This window comes from Porphyrobacter sp. AAP60 (assembly GCF_001296025.1).
Lineage (GTDB): Bacteria > Pseudomonadota > Alphaproteobacteria > Sphingomonadales > Sphingomonadaceae > Erythrobacter.
Map to the genome: position 1 here is coordinate 201,467 of NZ_LJHV01000023.1, position 17,417 is coordinate 218,883.

The 17,417-nt window shown below is 57.8% G+C and carries 15 protein-coding genes and 1 pseudogene; 8 read left to right on the forward strand and 8 right to left on the reverse strand.

The window, feature by feature from the left end:
- Window positions 1–12: 12 nt before the first annotated feature.
- Entirely contained in the window at window positions 13–1,380 is a 1,368-nt protein-coding gene (gene gdhA / locus IP79_RS14120) for an NADP-specific glutamate dehydrogenase (RefSeq protein WP_054119927.1), read from the forward strand.
- Between the two features lie 741 nt (window positions 1,381–2,121).
- On the opposite strand, the gene IP79_RS14125 is transcribed toward gdhA, so the two are convergent.
- The 5 genes from IP79_RS14125 to IP79_RS14145 all read right to left on the reverse strand — a co-directional run bounded on the left by IP79_RS14125 (window position 2,122) and on the right by IP79_RS14145 (window position 4,430).
- Window positions 2,122–2,655, reverse strand: a complete 534-nt coding sequence (locus IP79_RS14125) for a tyrosine-type recombinase/integrase (RefSeq protein WP_054120020.1) — start codon at window positions 2,653–2,655, stop codon at window positions 2,122–2,124.
- 191 nt (window positions 2,656–2,846) lie between these two features.
- Complete coding sequence (locus IP79_RS14130) at window positions 2,847–3,200, reverse strand: Imm8 family immunity protein (RefSeq protein ID WP_197273832.1); 354 nt, start codon at window positions 3,198–3,200, stop codon at window positions 2,847–2,849.
- Between the two features lie 304 nt (window positions 3,201–3,504).
- A complete protein-coding gene (locus IP79_RS14135; protein WP_054119929.1) occupies window positions 3,505–3,747 on the reverse strand; it encodes an AbrB/MazE/SpoVT family DNA-binding domain-containing protein in 243 nt (80 codons plus the stop codon).
- Window positions 3,748–3,874: 127 nt separating this feature from the next.
- Window positions 3,875–4,291 (reverse strand): type II toxin-antitoxin system VapC family toxin, encoded by a 417-nt coding sequence (locus tag IP79_RS14140; RefSeq protein WP_197273833.1) that lies wholly within the window; start codon window positions 4,289–4,291, stop codon window positions 3,875–3,877.
- Window positions 4,257–4,430, reverse strand: coding sequence for an AbrB/MazE/SpoVT family DNA-binding domain-containing protein (locus IP79_RS14145; RefSeq protein WP_233994236.1), 174 nt, complete (start codon window positions 4,428–4,430; stop codon window positions 4,257–4,259). The genes IP79_RS14140 and IP79_RS14145 overlap by 35 nt, the downstream gene beginning before the upstream one ends.
- Here IP79_RS14145 and IP79_RS15825 point away from each other — a divergent pair.
- The gene (locus tag IP79_RS15825; RefSeq protein ID WP_233994237.1) at window positions 4,380–4,535 is read left to right on the forward strand and encodes a hypothetical protein; all 156 of its coding nucleotides are present in this window, start codon (window positions 4,380–4,382) and stop codon (window positions 4,533–4,535) included. The two genes, IP79_RS14145 and IP79_RS15825, sit on opposite strands and share 51 nt — an antisense overlap.
- Before the next feature lie 250 nt (window positions 4,536–4,785).
- Here the strand turns inward: IP79_RS15825 and IP79_RS15730 are convergent, their stop codons facing one another.
- A complete protein-coding gene (locus IP79_RS15730; protein WP_054119932.1) occupies window positions 4,786–4,995 on the reverse strand; it encodes a hypothetical protein in 210 nt (69 codons plus the stop codon).
- A 32-nt stretch (window positions 4,996–5,027) separates the two neighbouring features.
- Window positions 5,028–5,147: pseudogene (locus tag IP79_RS15915) on the reverse strand (IS701 family transposase); the annotation flags it as partial.
- Between the two features lie 343 nt (window positions 5,148–5,490).
- Between IP79_RS15915 and IP79_RS14155 the strand changes: the two are divergent.
- Together IP79_RS14155 and IP79_RS14160 are read left to right on the forward strand one after the other, a co-directional pair.
- Window positions 5,491–6,501: a hypothetical protein gene (locus tag IP79_RS14155; RefSeq protein ID WP_156318348.1), complete on the forward strand. Its 1,011-nt coding sequence runs from the start codon at window positions 5,491–5,493 to the stop codon at window positions 6,499–6,501.
- A complete protein-coding gene (locus IP79_RS14160; protein WP_054119934.1) occupies window positions 6,498–7,151 on the forward strand; it encodes a response regulator in 654 nt (217 codons plus the stop codon). Before IP79_RS14155 ends, IP79_RS14160 begins: the two co-directional genes overlap by 4 nt.
- Here the strand turns inward: IP79_RS14160 and IP79_RS14165 are convergent.
- On the reverse strand, window positions 7,148–8,731 hold the full coding sequence (locus IP79_RS14165) for a sensor histidine kinase (RefSeq protein ID WP_156318349.1): 1,584 nt from the start codon (window positions 8,729–8,731) through the stop codon (window positions 7,148–7,150). The two genes, IP79_RS14160 and IP79_RS14165, sit on opposite strands and share 4 nt — an antisense overlap.
- A gap of 225 nt (window positions 8,732–8,956) precedes the next feature.
- Here IP79_RS14165 and IP79_RS14170 point away from each other — a divergent pair, with 225 nt between their 5' ends.
- Genes IP79_RS14170 through IP79_RS14185 form a run of 4 tightly spaced genes read left to right on the forward strand, consistent with a single transcriptional unit; the run spans window position 8,957 to window position 17,354 of the window.
- On the forward strand, window positions 8,957–9,289 hold the full coding sequence (locus tag IP79_RS14170) for a hypothetical protein (protein WP_233994229.1): 333 nt from the start codon (window positions 8,957–8,959) through the stop codon (window positions 9,287–9,289).
- A gap of 30 nt (window positions 9,290–9,319) precedes the next feature.
- Window positions 9,320–11,605 (forward strand): S8 family serine peptidase, encoded by a 2,286-nt coding sequence (locus IP79_RS14175; protein ID WP_054119937.1) that lies wholly within the window; start codon window positions 9,320–9,322, stop codon window positions 11,603–11,605.
- Window positions 11,602–13,236, forward strand: a complete 1,635-nt coding sequence (locus IP79_RS14180) for a hypothetical protein (RefSeq protein ID WP_054119938.1) — start codon at window positions 11,602–11,604, stop codon at window positions 13,234–13,236. Before IP79_RS14175 ends, IP79_RS14180 begins: the two co-directional genes overlap by 4 nt.
- Window positions 13,237–13,274: 38 nt before the next feature.
- Window positions 13,275–17,354, forward strand: coding sequence for a DUF5979 domain-containing protein (locus IP79_RS14185; RefSeq protein ID WP_054119939.1), 4,080 nt, complete (start codon window positions 13,275–13,277; stop codon window positions 17,352–17,354).
- Window positions 17,355–17,417: the final 63 nt, after the last annotated feature.

Here is a 17,417-nt window from a genome sequence, read left to right on the forward strand (position 1 = left end):
GGAGAAATTATCATGGCAGTCAGCGATCACGTCGACCTGAACGGGTTCATGGAGGGCGTGAAAAAACGCAATCCGCACCAGCCCGAATTCGTGCAGGCGGTGCAGGAAGTGGCCGAGGATATCTTCGGCTTCATGGAGGACAAGGAAGAATACCATTCGGCCCAGATCCTGCGCCGGATTGCCGAGCCTGACCGTGTCGTCAGTTTCCGGGTCTGCTGGGAAGACGATAATGGCAATGTCCGCGTGCAGCGCGGCTGGCGGGTGCAGAACAACAACGCGATCGGGCCCTACAAGGGCGGCATCCGCTTCCATTCCAGCGTCAATGAAAGCGTGCTAAAGTTTCTGGCCTTCGAACAGACCTTCAAGAACGCGCTCACCGGCCTGCCGATGGGCGGCGGCAAGGGCGGTTCCAACTTCAACCCCAAAGGCAAAAGCGTGCGCGAGATCATGCGTTTCTGCCAGAGCTTCATGACCGAACTGTACCGCCATATCGGCCCCGATGTGGACGTGCCGGCGGGCGATATCGGCGTCGGCGCGCGCGAAATCGGCTATATGTTCGGGCAATATAAGCGCATCACCAACCACTGGAACGGGGTGCTGACCGGCAAGGGTCTGGAATGGGGCGGCAGCCTGATCCGTACCGAGGCGACCGGATATGGCGCGGTCTATTTCCTCCAGAACATGTTGGCGACCAAGGACGAAACCCTTGAAGGCAAGACGGCGGTGATCTCCGGCAGCGGCAACGTGGCCACCCATGCAGCGGAAAAGATCGTGCAACTGGGCGGCAAGGTGCTGACCCTGTCGGATTCAGGCGGGTTCATCCATGATCCCGATGGCATCGATCAGGAAAAAATCGACTGGGTGAAAAAGCACAAAACCTATCGGCGCGGGCGGATCGAGGAATATGTCGCCGAGTTTCCGAATGCGACCTTCCACGAAGGCAAAACGCCGTGGGGCGTGCCCTGCGATGTCGCCCTGCCCTGCGCCACGCAGAACGAATTGCTGGGCGATGATGCCAGGCTGCTGGTCAAGAACGGCTGCAAGGCGGTGTCCGAAGGCGCGAACATGCCGACCGATCTGGACGGGGTGCATGTCTTCAAGGAAGCCAAAACCCTCTACGCGCCGGGCAAGGCGTCCAACGCTGGCGGGGTTGCGGTATCGGGTCTGGAAATGAGCCAGAACTCCGAACGCCGGTCGTGGAAGGAAGATGAACTCCAGCAGATGCTGAAGGATATCATGGCGGGCATCCACGATTCCTGCATCCGTTACGGCGATCAGGGCACCAAGGACGGGGAACGCTATATCGACTATGTGAAGGGCGCGAACATCGCAGGCTTCAAGAAAGTGGCCGATGCGATGCTGGCGTTCGGGGTCGTGTGACAAGGCAGCGACGCAAACAAGGCCCTCGCGCTTCACAGGGCGCGGGAGCTTTTTTGCGTTCAGCGAACGGCAGCCCCGGGGTATCGCGGGAAAAAAACCGCCGTTCGGGAATCGACCCCGTTGCGGAAATTTTCGGCATGCCTCAATTTAGTCCCATGAAAATGGCAACGCCGACCTTTCTTCTTCTGCTTGCCCTTCTTGCGGCTTGCCAACAGCCTATCCAATCAGACGCAAACCGGGATGCTTCGCCGTCGCCTCCCTCGTCCCCACGGGCTGGGTCAGTCGCGGTCATCACCCTTACTGGAGAGTGGCGTGTCGCAGGGATCGACGGTCACTCAGTCGAAGAGCCGCTAGCGTTGTCGTTGACCGGAGACGATAATCAGCTTTGGTGGCAGCCACGGTGCGCGAGGATGGCGCGGGCATATCGCATTGATGGTCAGTCAATTGCATTCGGATCAACCGAGCCGCCGCCACGAGCGGGGGAGCTTCCTCCGCCCGTTTGCGCCATTGGATTACCGCCGCAGCTCGACGATGTGTTTCGTGCACTTGACGATGCGGAAAGCATCGCCCGATCGCCAAGCAATGGCGTTCTGATTTCGGGACCCAATCACAGCCTGCTGCTGTTCTCGCAATAGGGTCAACGAGGCTCTGTCTGGAAACCACCCACTTGTTGCCGGTTTGGTGAACGTCGGACATCGACAAAAGCGGCCATCGGAGCTCGCCCGACGGCCGCCAGCATTGTCAGATCTCGATGCGCTCCGCTAGGACAAGAGCATCCTCCACGTCGACCCCGAGATATCGGACTGTGTTCTCGATCTTGGAGTGGCCGGGCAAAATTTGGACCGCTCGCAGATTTCCGGTTGTTCGGTAGATCATGGCCGCCTTGGTGCGCTGCATGGAGTGGGTGCCGTAGTATTCCCGCCGCAACCCGACCGCAGTGACCCATTCATCGACGAGGCGAGCATACTGCCGCGTGCTCATTGGTTGGCCGGAACGGATCCTGCTTGGGAACACGAAATCATCGATGGTGCCACCCCGCCGCACCAGCCATGTTGCGAGGCTCGAGCGGGTGTCCGCCGTAACTTCGAAATGCACGGGTCGTCCGGTCTTGCGCTGAATGATCATCGCGCGGTCGCGGAGACGCTCCTCGCGATCAAGGAAGAACCGGATCGCCCAAATTTGCTTTTGGGCGAGCGGCCGCTTGGTGCCGACGGTTCTGCCAGCATTCCACGAAACCCGGTTCTGCATGGCCGGGTCGAGGTGTGAGTAGGTCATCATCTTTCTCCATGGCCTTGATTGGCCAAGAGGAAAGAACGGGCAACGACCCGGCCACATCGCCTTAGCGCTGCAAAGGCAGCGTGATAAAGGGCTCTGGTGCCTGAGGCTCGCACATGCAAAAGGGCAGCTTTGGGGATCCCGATGCGCGCCCGCTTATGACCAAAGATGGGTGGAAATCGGACGAAAGTTTACCAGCCCTCGCCCGACCTCACAAAGTCTCCAAGCTCTGACCGCCAGTTTTCACCTGTTGCGTGACGGAGCCGTTTACGAAGTTGGGTTTCTACCTCCTGCGGATCGAAGCGCAGGACGATCAGCTTTCGACCACTCCAAAGGCTCGAATGCTTCTCGACTTCTTTTATAAGCCAAGCGACAGAGCACACATCAAAGTAGTAGTCCGAGAAGTCTTCACTGCCCACTGAGCCTATAAGTGCCCGGACATGAATGCAGAACTCGGCTGTCGTCGGAATCACGTCAGAGAGAGGGATGCCATCGTCCGTGGTAATAGCTCGTAGCTCTGCTTGCATCGCGGCAAGGTAGCTCAACCGCGAATGTCTGCAATGGGGTCGCTTCCCGAACGGCAGCAATTTTTTGCGAGCGAGGCAAAGCCGCCGCCGTGCAGCTTTCGAGGGGCAGAGCGCGGAAAGTACGCTAAGCAACGCTAAGCATGAGCAAGGCACGGACATTGCGACGCGGGCATCCCAATTCGTGGCCGGAGCCGGATGCTCACTTGACGAACTTCACCTCATCTCAAATGTCAGGTGGCAGCTTTCCCCTGGCCTGATCGCCTGTCAATGCTGGCAGCACCAATGACCGCAACGAGCGCAGACACGTTGGCTACAGCCTCGATTACTCCCCGCTATCCGCCCTCCTGTTCGCCAAAAAATCATCGACCGACATGCCCGGCAGATCGGCATATTTGGCAAAGGTGGCTTTCACCTTGTCGAGGACCTGCTCCAAGGAGCGAAGCGTTACCTCCTCGTCGCCTACCTCCAGAATCAATGTTCCCCCCTTTTCAAGACCAAGCTGTTTGCGGATGGCAGCCGGGAGAACCAAGCGGCCATTCTCCACCACTTTGACCTTGATGCCCATAAATCTCACTCCAAAGCCTTTGGTGCATAATGCGTTCGAAAGCCGACCATATTTTTCGAAGGAGGGCGTTTGGGGACCAGCAACACCTGATCAGGAAGCTGGTAAAGGAAACGTTCGAATTTCGAACTTAGCGAACCATCTCAATCGATAAGCCTATATCGAGGTCGGCCCAAGCTTGGTCTGCAGTGACAGCAACCGCGTTGCGGCTTGCCGCCAGCGCAAGGCAGTATCGATCGCCAAGAGAAAGGCCCTTCCCACGGGTTTCAGCGCGCAGCAGCCCTGCCCTCATGGCCAATTCACGGTTGGCCGGCACGACCTCGACATCCAGCTGCTCCATGATCTCGACAATCTGCTCAGCCGGTGTGCCGCGATCGACGAGCTTCGAAACCACCTCGGAATAGTTCACCGAACACAGGAGCGCGCCGCCCATCCTTTCGGCCACGACATCTGCGCCCGGCTCGTCGAAGAACGCTGCCAACACAGCTGACGCATCGAGGACATAGACTGGCTTAGTCACGTGCGGCCTCAGCACGGCGATCAGCAATCAGTTCATCAGCGACGGAGCCTGATTCCGGCGCATACGGACGAAGCATCGTCTGAATGCGCTTGAGAACGTCGCGACGCGGCCGAACATGCAGTTCGCCATCGACGACCTGCATGATCACCTGATCACCATCGGCCAGTCCAAGTTCGCGGCGGACGTCAGCCGGGAGCTGCAACCGTCCGCCACTGACGAGGCGCCCTTTGTGCATGTGCATTGTATTATCCTTTGGGATGCTACAGAATGATTTATGCAATACAGATGTTCGACCGTTTCGACAAGATCATCGTGCGGACGAAAGGGATCGCTCAACGGACACTTTTTGAGGCAACGACAAGAACCGGAGGTTAGACCCCCCTCGCAGTCGCGACGTCGGCGGCGATGATCGGGCAAGCTGTGGCTGCGTCCCGGCACTGCCTGCCCCGCTCCTGCAGGAAATAGGGATAGCCGCGCGTCACTGTCAGCACCTGGTCCACGGCGTCGTCCGTGATGTCGCATTATTCGGCCGTGATCGGGTTGGCCAGTGCTGCGCGGGCAACATCGGGCGGAAGCGGGCCGATTTGCGCGAACACGAACAATCGCTCGGCATAGCTCTTGGCCCGGCCCATCTGTCCGGCGAGCTGCGGCAGGCCTGCTCCCACCAGCGTGATCGGGCGATCATTCTGCCGCGCACGGTGGAGGGCGGCGCGAAGGGCAGGCACGATCAATGACGGCAGGGATTGACCATCACTCTTGCGGTCCCGGGGCCAATCAGGCCCGCAACGTACGCCGGGCAAAGTCGCATCCGGGTCTTGTGTCGCAACGCCGCCAGAAACGGTGCCGGCCAAACCTCCAGATCGCCGCGCCAATCTTCCGCCATCACCAGCCTTCCATAAGCTGTAATCCTATGAACCAGGGAAATTGCCGCTTGGGAATCGAAAGATCACATTTCTGCCAACCTAGTCCTAGAATCCCGTCAGACTATTTTAGCATGGTTGAAAATTGTCGGGGAAGATGACAACGGAAAATCGGGCTGAGGGGACGCGTCAATTTCAACCATGCGGGAATTTATGGGAAGCAGGCGGGGGATAGCGGTCCTTGGCCTTGCGATCGGTACGATTTCAGGCTGGGTTGCGCATGCCAACTGGCCTGTCACACCGGACGATGCGAAGTCCGATCAAAGCGCTACTGCCCAGATCGAACAATTCCAATGTCCGCGCGGGTTGACGAAGATTGTCGTCATGCACGGACAGGAAGATAACTTTGCTGCCGGTGCGGCGGAGCCTGCTGCCATCAGGCCGGCGCTTCTTCGGTTCGAACAATTTCTGCAATTCTCGGAGGACCGCCACGGCATGTTCTCGTTCCGTGATTACGACGAGCCGGGCACAGACAAATTCCTGATCGACCATTTCGAACTGCCACGAGGGGTGGTTTCCGGACAGATTTTAACCCGCCTTCGCGAATTTCCGGGCTCGAAAACAGACTCGGTATCGGTTGGAAATTTGGACCCGACTGCCGCGCCGGCGGCCTTTCGCGGCGAAATCATGTATGGAATCCCTGCGCTTCGCCAATTCCCAGCAGATGGGACAGGCTTGATCAAGGCCGATTTCAAAGACCTGCCACCCAAACCCAGCAAGATGAAAGGCGCGCCAACGTTTATCGAGTACCTCAATACGCGCAGTCGTCCCGATGCGGTCGATCTGAAAATCCAGGATGATACGGCCGTCGATTTTTTTGCCTTTCTGCTGTGTCAGGAACCATCGGAGCCCAAGGGCACCAGCCTGTCTGAGGTCGATGGAAATATTTCCGAGATCGGAATGTCCTATCTGAGCTGTATTGAAGACCTTACTCAACCTAGCTGCAATCCATATTCCGGAGACAGGCTCTGCAGTTTGCAGACCCCAATTGCCTGTTACCGAGACGGCGAACGTGACATTCCCAAGGAATTAATGAACGAAAACAAATACTTTGCACCAGATGATGCTTTCGTCGGTGGTGAAGTCCGCATGTCTCGCCCGGTTCGCGCAGATGGCCTGCCAACACTGGATAGCGCAAACGGGTTCTGTGCCGCCGAATTCGGAAAGGGTTGGCGCGTCCTTTCGTATCACGAGGCCGGTGGATCGGGAGTTCTATCATATAGCAAAATCCAGCCCCGCAACTTCGGATTGGTCCACACCGGCGGCCATCCCTACGCCAATTGCTGGGACCGCCCGGCCAGCGTAATCCGGCCATGACCACAATCTCTGTAGGGGTGGTCGAAGACGATCCTGAAATGCGCGCTTATCTGGTGCAGATGATTGACGAGGCTGAAGACCTGGCACTCGCCTTTGCCTGCGGCACATATGCCGAAGCCGTAAATAGCCTGGCGACCCATTCAGATGTCTGCCTGGTCGATATCCGGCTCCCCGACGGCAATGGTATCGATTTCATTCGCAAATTGCGGGAAAGCGGCGACAGCAAATCCTTGATCCTGACAGTTCTTGGGGATCGGGCGAGTGTCCTGCTGGCCTTTGAAGTCGGGGCAAACGGATATCTGCTGAAAGATACGCCCTCTGATCAGATTTGCCGCGATATCAGGGCTCTGGTTGCAGGCGGCAACCCTATCAGCCCGCAGGCAGCATTTCATGTCATTCAGATGATGGGCAAAAAGTCCGGTCACGATGCAGCTGTCAGTCAAACGATCGACCACGATCTCACCCCCCGTGAACTGGATGTCCTGACCATGTTTTCCCGCGGACTTTCCTACAAGGAAGCTGCGGCTGCACTGGGAATGTCAATCAATACGGTTAGCGGCCACGTGAAATCGATCTATTCAAAGATGAGTGTGCATTCGCGCAATGAAGCGATCTTCGAAGCTGTTCAGAACGGTTGGCTCGAACTTTAATTTGTTGGGGTTGTGGGCAGATAAAGCCGCACAATTGTGCCGTGTTCGCCGGTGTCCCATTTTATTTCAGCACCAAGCTGCGCGGCACGGGTTCGCATGTTTTGCAACCCCTTGCCCACCACATTCTGGGTCATGTCAAAACCCTTGCCATTGTCGCTGATCGTGATTTCCAGCGCTCTGATATCGTGGGCCGGATGGACCGAGACTTCTAGCCGGTCGGCTTGTGAATGGCGCACACTGTTTGAAACCGCTTCCTGCATTATCCGGTATAGGCTGAGAATCTGGCGGGCGCCGAGCGAATAGGGGCCCAGCTCTTCTGCCTGATTCCATTCAAACGAGATATTGGCCGTCTCCAATTGTTGGCGAGAGCGGGTATTGAATACGGCCAATGCACCTTCAAGATCGCTGCCGACCTGGTCCATTGCATCGACCACCAGCCTGAGGTCGGCCAGACCGCGCTGAAGCTCATATTCGACATCGGTCATCTCCAGCATTCCGCTGCGGGCCCGCAGCAGGAGCGATAACAGCTGGCCACCAATGCCATCGTGAATGTCACGAACGAAACGTTGGCGTTCCTGCAGGACGGCCTTCTCGCTGATCTGGAGGTGGAGCGCGGTTTCCTGTTCCATGATGATCGTTTCCTGCTGTTTCACACGATTTTGTGTTTCCCGAAACGACCGGAAAAATTGACGGATATCGGCAAGCAGCAGGCACGGCATGCCAATCGCCAAGAATAGCGCGAGGCACGCCGCAACATACAACGCCATTGGCAAACTTGACTCAGCAATACCGCCCGCAAACCCGGCGAGGATGATCGCCATGGGAGCAGAGATGCCTACCAATCCCAGACCAATGCAGATTACACCCAAGGTGCCCGGCAACTTGCGCAGCGAAAAGACGAAACAACACCCTGCAAGCAAAACGAGAACAATCGCGAGAGAAGCTGGTTTGAAGGCACCCATGTGAAAGTTTGCCAGGGCCGGTATCAGCGCAGGCAGTAGCACGCTGGCCGCGATGGCAATTCCTGAGCCCGACGCAAGACGATGCGCGCCCAGCAGAAGGCCCGCAAGCCCGGCGATCAGGCCTATCCAGCCCGCGATCTGAAGTAGGCTTGCCAGTCTGGTTCGCCGCAATTCGAGGTGGACAACGCTGCTTGACCCGACTTCGCCATAAGCCAGATAAACCCCGCCCAGACCGATGCCCCCGGGTGCGCCATCCTGAAGGATGTCAATCCGGTTGCCCTCAGCTTGCAGGGCCTTCCGATTCAGTGAAGCCAGCAGCGGTCCGGATGATGTTTCCGAGCTGGTGACCGGAACGCCGTTGAGCGACAATCTGGCAGCCCCGCCCAGCCGCGGTACGTAAATCGCTGCGGGCCAACCAGCTTCGGTATGATCGTACAACTTGAAGTGGAATTGCGCGCTCGCCCCGGCCGGCCATCTGGCCTGCTTGTGCAGAGGAAAGGTTGCGCTGCTCGCCACCACCCGGCGAACCTGCGCATTCCGGCCAGGATCAACGATCACGATGCTACTGTCAGGCACCTGTTGAAGCCCGGGAAGATCCTGTCTTGCCAGCAGCGCCAACGGCAAGGCGATGCCTGCGAAAAGCGCAATCGCCAGTAGCCAGTGAACGTATCGGCGGCCGACCCTCACATTATTTTGCCAAGGCCACGCGCACGCACTTCACCTCGTTAACTGACCCCCTCTTTAAACCGCAGATGCCTGCTGCCGGTCGACCCCCATAATCATGGGATGCGGCAAACAGTATCCTGAACGAGAGTCTGCGGAGCCGATATTTGGAACCAATTCATGCGAAAAACAATGGCGGTGGCTGCATTCATGTTGATCGGTATCAGCCATCAGGCTGCCGCGATAACCGTCATCGGTTCCAACCCAGTTCATTTCGCCAATCATCCGGGCAGCTTCAGCCCCGTGTCTGAAGTGAGCGCAGTCATCGGGCCGATCCGAGGTACCGACGATGGCTTCATTGTTCTCGATGACAGCGATTTCCTTGGCGTGCCCGATGGCGAAGACCGTCTGGAAGGATCGCGTGCCGCAGTCAGTCTTGCAAGCGCAAGACTTCTTGATGGGCCTGCCGCGGCGGTGCCCGGTTTGCGTGCCGAAACGCGCATCGATTTTTGACATTTGAAGCAAAGGGATACCGGCAAGTTTATGACCATGACCAACGCAAAATCGGCCCTGTTCCAGACGGTAAACGTGGCCAGCGTAACAGCGATTGCTGCGATGATGGTGGCAGGTTCACAGGTCGGCGCGGCGGATTCCCAAATCACAGATGAGCCACAAAGCGCCAGACAGTCTGACATAAAGTTCGCCAATGGTCGCCAGCGGCAGCAATCACTTCAGCGCCCTTCGCCCGAAGCCCGAATGCCTCGGACGCAAACCACTGCGCAGCGCAGGGCCTCTGCTGCAATAGTGGCCGCTGGCGCGCATTTGATCGTGCTTCCGACCAGGAAATTGGGGCGCGAGGTACGCCCAGATGTCGCGGCAGCGCGCGCACAAGCGCTGAAGACCGGCAGGGCCTTGCTTGAAACTGTAAATGCCGATGCCTCTGTGATCAGTACCATCAAAGTGACCACTGGCGCCTTGGATGTGATCTACGTCGCGGGTTTGGATGCGCAGCAAGTGTCAGCCTTGCAGCGCGACCCGCGGGTCGCTTCCGTGGACGCGGTCGTTGAATTTGCAGTCGACGGGATTGATACAAATACGCAAAATTGGGGTGCCGACAGGATCGATCAGGTCAATCTGCCGCTCGATACCACCCATGAATATTCGGATGCTGCAGACGTCGATGTCTACATCCTTGATAGCGGCGTTGACGCTGCACATCAGGAATTCGGCGGCCGTGTTATCGAGGCAGTCAACTTCACAGGCGAAGCGGCACAGACCTGCGACAACCACGGCACCTATTCAGCTTCATTCGCGGCAGGATCAACCCGGGGTATCGCCCGCAATGCCCCGATCCATGATGTCAAGGTAGCCACCTGCACCGGAGGCGGGACCAACTTCGATTTGATCGCCGGGATCAACCATGTGGTGAATACACGCACCGGGCCAGCGGTTATCAATATCAGCCTGTCCTTCAATGCTTCGGTTGCGAACGTAAACAACGCGGTCGTGAATGCTGTCAACGCGGGTGTGGCTGTGGTCACCTCCTCTGGCAACGATTCTGGCCTCGCGTGCATTCGCTCGCCCAATATGGTGTCGGAAATCCTGACTGTGGGGGCGACCCGCGCCAATGACTCGCGGCCTGCATTTTCCAATCGCGGCTGGTGTGTCGACCTTCATGCACCTGGCGAACTCGTTAATGGTGCGCAGGTCGGCGGCGGGTATGGCACTGTCAGCGGTACGTCGGAATCCGCCCCCGCTGTTGCAGGAATTGTTGCAGCGATCTGGTCGGAAAATCCGGGCATGACAGCGGCTCAGGCGATGCAGGCAACAATAGATGCGGCCACCCCTGATATTCTGACAAACATTCCCTCCGGCACGCCGAACCGTCTGGCACATTACCGACCGGGGAGCGGGACGAGTGCCGGTAACGCCCCGCCAATCGCCTTTCCCAAAGTGAACTGGTCTTACGTTTTCAGTGGCCGGCCCGGTGTCACACTGGATGCAAACCAATCGAGCGATCCCGATGGCAATCTGCCACTGACATATCAATGGACCCAGACGTTGGGCCCGCCGGTGGTACTGTCAAACCCTAACAGCCCAACGCCAACCTTCACCGCGCCGGTCGTTACGAGCAACCAGAACCTCAATTTCGATCTGGTTGTAACTGATGCTCTTGGCCTGCAGTCTGCCCAGCAAGCACTGGTCGCAGTGGTTGTGACGCCAGATGCCTGCACTCCCTACAATGAACAGCGATTGCTGGCAGAGTTTCCGATACTGACTGGTGGGCCAAATTCGTCTTCGACTGTTCGCATCAATCAGGCCAAGGTTGAAGCAACCCTGACTCAATGGCTTGCGACCACACAAGCCTCCAATCCCGTGGTGAGCGGAGCCATACTGACGGCAACGCTGGCGGATTTGGGAAATGGTACGCTGCCGGGCAACTTGCCGGGGTCGGCGATACCGGGCGCTGCCCTTCATTCGGCCTCGCTTACGCAAAACGGTTTCGTAATTGGCAATCAATCAGGTCCCGCGGCCAGTTTCTGGGATGGCACGCCGATTGCGATGGACCGGTGGTACCGGCTCAGGACCAATTTGCGCCCGCTCAACAACGCCGGTGGCATGTCCAATGACTGCACCGATGCATCGATCGTCTTTCGTTTGCCCAAAAGCAGCGGGCCCAGGCCACCGCGGGTCACTGTCCGGCCAGTAGATATCTGGGACGGAAAAAGCGGCACGACCCGCTCAGTCCCGATCCGGACATTTACACTTCCAGCCAACAACACAGGTGCGGTCGCAAAAGATGTGAATGTGACGCAGCGGCCACAATGACCATGGCCTGCCTCAACATCGCGCACCTGTCGCGACCTACGCCCTTTACCCTGATCAAGAGAACCCGGTTGATGATTTACCGCTTCAATTGCGCCCTTAAGCAGTTCGGCATTGTTAGCGTTGCCTTGATGCCCGCCACTGCGATGGCGCAGATACCGCCCGATAACCAGATGGTGCGCAACAATCCTGACATTGTCGTCTCCGCTGGCACTTATAGCCCGGCGCTTCCGGTCGTTAATGTCTCGATTTATGCGGTCATTAATGCCGGCCAGGCATTCCCGCCGTTTTCAGAGGAATATCTTGAAATCAGCGCCGATAATACGGCGCCAGCCAATATCGACATTGCCCAATATTGTGCGCGTAGCGGGGCGATGGGGCGCGCGCTGGAGTGCCAGATACCGTTCGAGCTGTCTGCGACGGACGCGGCCAATCCATCCACGCAAATTGGTGCACGCCTGCTCGCGCGAAAGACCACCCCTGTATGGCAGGGCTATATCGTCGGGCGCAAACTCACCTCAAGGCAGGATGGTCAGGGCGGCGCTGCCGGAACTGGTGCCAATAGTGGCGGTAGCGGAGCAACCAGTGCAGGAGGCCCCTGCTGGACCGAAACGCAGCCATTGATGCCGACCACGACGCAAAACGGTTCGTTCGTGTTTATCATTCAGCCCGGCGACCTATGCGGTGGGACATTCTACATCGATCCGCCCGTTGCCGTTGGTTATGATTTTTCCGTGTCGGGCGGCAGCATTACCAAAATCACCATGCCCACGGCGCAAACCGTGCCCGATCCCGATGGCTACCAACTGCTGTTTCCCGGCCTCTCGGTCCAGCCAGTCAATCTCATGCCAGGGCAGGATCATAGCCCGGCCTCTGCGCAAACCGAGTTCAAATTGCGCGGCATCGATCCCGCGCTTGCGCTAGACCCATCCGATCAGACCGCGTTTTCTGTGGGGCTTGCGATAACGCCTCTCCAGGGGCCGATCATGATCACGCAAACCCCTGTTACCGCACCGTCGCCACCGCCCCCTCCAATTAATGGGCTTGGTGGTGATACCATCACGTTGCTCCAGCAGAACAACGCCAACTACCCCGCGACGGCAATAGTGACGCCGGCCGTGGAGTTTCAAAACTACGGCACCTTTCCCCTGTCTGCCAACACCCTGCCGCCGCGCTGGAATATCGACGTAGACTCCGCGCAAATCCGCATCGAATTCGTTCATCCCGGCGGAATGGCCTCATACGGTCCTGGCTTTGTATTCAATTTCAAAGATCTTGACCCGAAAATCCCCGGCTGCACCGGCATGCCGATCATCGCAGCCGGAATAACAACCTCCAGCAGAAACGATGCGCCCTTCACCATCACTGGCACTCAGTTCCGCGCGCATGAAGTCGACATTCCGCTGGGTCCGCCAACCAGCGAACCTGGCACGACATATGATTGGGCCGTGGGTGACTGGGTCGAGACCAAGTTGGTGTACGCCTGCGCCCCGCTGCCACCGCCATCAGGCGCAAACGTGGCCACATCGGCTGCCTCTGACGGACGAAAGTCTGATCGCGCGGTTCCCGTCCGAAAAACTCGCAAGAAGACAGCACCGGCAGCTCCAAGCAGGCGCAAGCGGGCACAATTTTAAAAGTTAACCTGAAAAAGACTTCGTCAAGGATTTTGGCTATGCGTACTGCAGACAAGGCAATTCGGTTCATCGCGGCACTCTTCGGCCGGTTCACCGAACGTCAGGCGGGTTTGCTCACATTAATCTGCATGGCCGGATTAATTGCAGTCACTGCCACCGCGACATGGGCGAACATCGATGGAACCCGCCCTGTCGCGCAATTTGCCTTGTCGAAATCGCTTTGTGTGGGAGATCCTGCGACAGATCCCGATGCGATCAATTGTCCGCTTGCCTCGGTCGTCCCAGCAAATGCACCGGTCTTCTACATCTTTCGTATCACCAATCCCCTTGGGCAGCCGCAGCAACAGGTAACGCTGACGGATCCCGTTCCAACAGCCTTTCAGCCCACCTCAGGGCTGATATGCAGGCTTCCCGACGGGGCTGGTGTGCCAGTCCAGCCATCGCAGGGCGCAAACGGGCTTGGGTCTATAACGCTGCCCGTGGGGGAAACGGTCATATGTTTCCTGCCTGGCCGGTTTACGGCCGCCGGTCAGTTCAAGAACACTGTCAGTGCGGAAAACCAGTTTGGTTTCAGCATCGCAGGAGACGTCAATACTGCCGTGCAGCCGACCACCCCTATCGGTGTCGATCTGGCTGTGACCAAAACGGCGCTCACGCCGTCGCTTGATGTCAGCAATGGCCCCGGCATTCTGGAATACACCATCACGGTGAAAAACAATGGCAGCGGCCCTGCCGATGTTGGCAGCTACTTTCAGCTGCATGATACGATGTCGCTTCCACCGGGGAGCGTAGCCTTCCGTGCCGAACTGATCAGCGCGACGTGTTCTGCCACCGGAGGCAGCGATTGCCTCGACCTGGCAGGGCCAACATCTCAGGGCAACATTCTGGTCGGCACGATGGGCGCAAAGCACCTGTTCAGCTGGGGCTTTGCCAATGGCCAAGGCATAATTGCCGACGGCGGCATTTTGACGATCAAGGTCAAAATCAGTGTGGAAAAGCTGTTTGGTCTGAGCTGCTACAAACTGCCCGGTGCCGATGGCATCCGCAACACCGCCTTTTTTACACTCGCCAATAACAACTCGGCTTTCACCGAAGCCAATCCGGCAAACAACACCGCGACAGCCGATGCAAAACTTCTGACCGGCGCGACCACCCAAGATGAAGATTGCGGCGCCGGCCATCTCAAGGTGACCAAACAGGAGATAAAGCCAGGCGGCGGCAAGGCAGCCTGGGGCAGCACCGTCGTGTATCGCATTACTATCAGGAACCAGTCTCTTCCGCAGCAGCCCATCACGATTGCAGCCGGGGATCTGCAAGACTGGGTGCAGCAGGGTATCAATACTCCGCCTTTCACCCGCAGCCATGTCGCGACAAATTGCGTGTCGTCCACAGCACCGGGCCTTTGCGCCCAGATCAACGGACAATTGGGCCCGTCACCATCCTACACCTACGGCTTTTACGGGGAGTCCAATCTTGCCTGGAAGTCAGCGCCGGCTGGCTCTTTTACCCTGCAACACGGGCAGGATGTGGTTATCGATACGGCCTTCAGCTACGAAGATCCTGACTGCGAAACCGTGCCAAATGCACCGCAAAAGCCGATCAACAACACAGCTGTCGTGAATTATATGGCAACCGAATATGGTGCGCCCTCGGCATCCGCGCCGCAGCAGTCTTTCCGGCAAGCCGCGTCAGCCCGCACGCTGATGGAAGACCAACCGCCCTGCAACTTCAAAGTGACGAAAAAGCGGGTGCCTGACAAGAAGATCAAGTCCAACTTCATCCATTTCGGCAAGCCATTCACCTATGTGGTAAGCTTCGAAAACAACGAACCTGAACGTAGCGTCGGGACGGTGATGGATGTCATGCGGATCAATCGCAATGATTACACCAGCGGCTTGCCGTTTCAGGCCACGTGGTCCTGCAGCAACACCGGCAGCGTGACCGGATACGCGCCAAATGGCATGGTCAATGGCATCGTTCGCCACACCAGCACTCCGGTGCAAGGCAGCTCCGCAGTGGACTTCCGCGCGGTAGGTAATGAAGCAATCAAGTTTGCGCAGGGCAGCAAGCTGACCTGTACTGTAACGGTTGTTCTGAAAAAGCCGGCAAATAGTGACCCTTATTGCCTGAACGACGATGTTCGGCTGGAAAACCTGGCGCTGATGGACGTCACTGATCCGCTGAACACCAATATCAACTGGCCGCCTTCGGGCAGCTACAACCCCGCCGCTTTCAGCAATCCTGCACCGCAGGATCGCAATTGGGCGATGGCCGGCGTGCGCCTTCCCCGCTGTATCGATGCGCAAGTCAACAAGGCTGCAAGCGTGGACGGACTGCCGGCCTACTCGGCGGCGTGGACGTTCCAGAACGGCCCGCAAATCCTTTATTCGGTCAAGATCGACAACCTTACGAAAGGTGCTCTCAACTCGCTTGGCACAGGCTTTTCGCCCTTCCACGGCGTGTTGGTGACTGACACGCTGGATCCCCCTTATCAGGGACAGGCAGGGAATGTTGCACAACAGGCCTGCTTGCCGGCAGGGTTCTGTCAGCCGAACGCTAACGCAGCCAATTACCTTGGGATTGCCAGTATCCCGATCAACGGAAACGGCATCTGGTCTTATGCCTTCCCCGGTAATGGCACGGCGTCGCTGCAACCCAATACCACGGTCCGCAATTGCGTGTCTCTCAGCCCCTCGGGAGACATGGACCCAGCCAATGGATACTTCTATACCAAGCGTCCTTCGCCGTTGTCGGAAGCTTGCACCGAAGTTCCCGTGATCCCGACGACGAGCATCACGGTGACCAAACAGATCGACGACCAGACTGGCGCTGGCGTGACGCAAGGCGGCCCCTTCGACGTCGAAGTCCGATGCACACCCTATGCGTTGTTCGGCACAACCGGCAATTTTTCACTCAACAGCGGCGCCAGCCACACTGTTCAAAATGTGCCAGTTTCATCGAGCTGCACCATCCAAGAAAAAACCCTGCCGCCGGTACCTGCTGCCGCAACCGCCGCTTGCCAGACAAAAGACCCTTTTGCGGTGGCTGAATGGGGTGAACCTTCGCTGCAGCCCGGCAGCTTGCCCGCGCCGCTGAACGCCGCTGGTAACGCAGTTCTGTTGAAGAACACCCTCGTCTGCAAGGCCGGGCAAGCCGGAACGATCCGCATCAACAAGTCAATCAGATCCTGGGAGCCAAAATTCGGGCCGACTTCGGTGACCTTTGCGATTGCCTGCACGCCTGCCGCCAGCCCTTCGGCAATCACGATTGCTATGGCGACGGGCACAGTAACCGGGACCACCCAGGCACCGGTTGGTGCACAATGTACCATTACCGAAACCATGCCATCGTTCCCGGCTGATCTCACGACCTACTGCAACAACATCGAACCGCTGGGAACCATGGCACCCGAATGGGATCCACCAGCTTACGGTCCGGGCAATAGTTTCACCGTCCAGGCTGGCATGAATGATATCGATGTGCGGAACATGTGGTCCTGCAAGCCCAAAGTGCTGACGCCAGATCCGGGTACCGTTTCGATAACCAAATTGTTTTCAGGCGACCAGGCGCTGCAAATTATCGCCAGGTCGGTTCCGGTCACCGTTACGGCCAATTGCACTCCGGCTGCGGCTCAGCCGACATTGAACCTCAACATCCCGGGCGGTCAGACCACTGGCACAATCACGGTCCCCGGTCAGGCGAATTGCCAGATTTCCGAAACACTGGCCAACGTGCCTGCCGCAGCCAAAGCATACTGCACCAAACAAGGCAGGTTCATGCGAGCGCGCTGGGCCGCGCCGGTGTTTGTTCCGGCGCAGTCTGTCACAGTTGACGCTGGCAGCACTGCCGGTGTCAGAGTGGTCAACCGATTGGAATGCTACAGGCCCACTGTCCAGGAACAGGGCGAAATTATTCGCGTTCCCAATCTCTCAGGCGGAGGTGCGACCCCAATTCCGACCCCCACGCCCGGTACTGGCGGGGCAGGCAATCAAACCTCCGATCCGGTCGGCGGAATCCTCATTCCAGGTAAGAAGGCAGAGCCGAAAATGCTTCCGTTGATCAAGCGTAGCCTAGGAGGAATATCGCCCAAAAAAGAAGAACAGAAGAAGCCAGAATGAGCCGGATCTAGCGATTATCACATCACAGTTTTGCCTCCCTTCCGATAAATTTCTGCCCTTCAG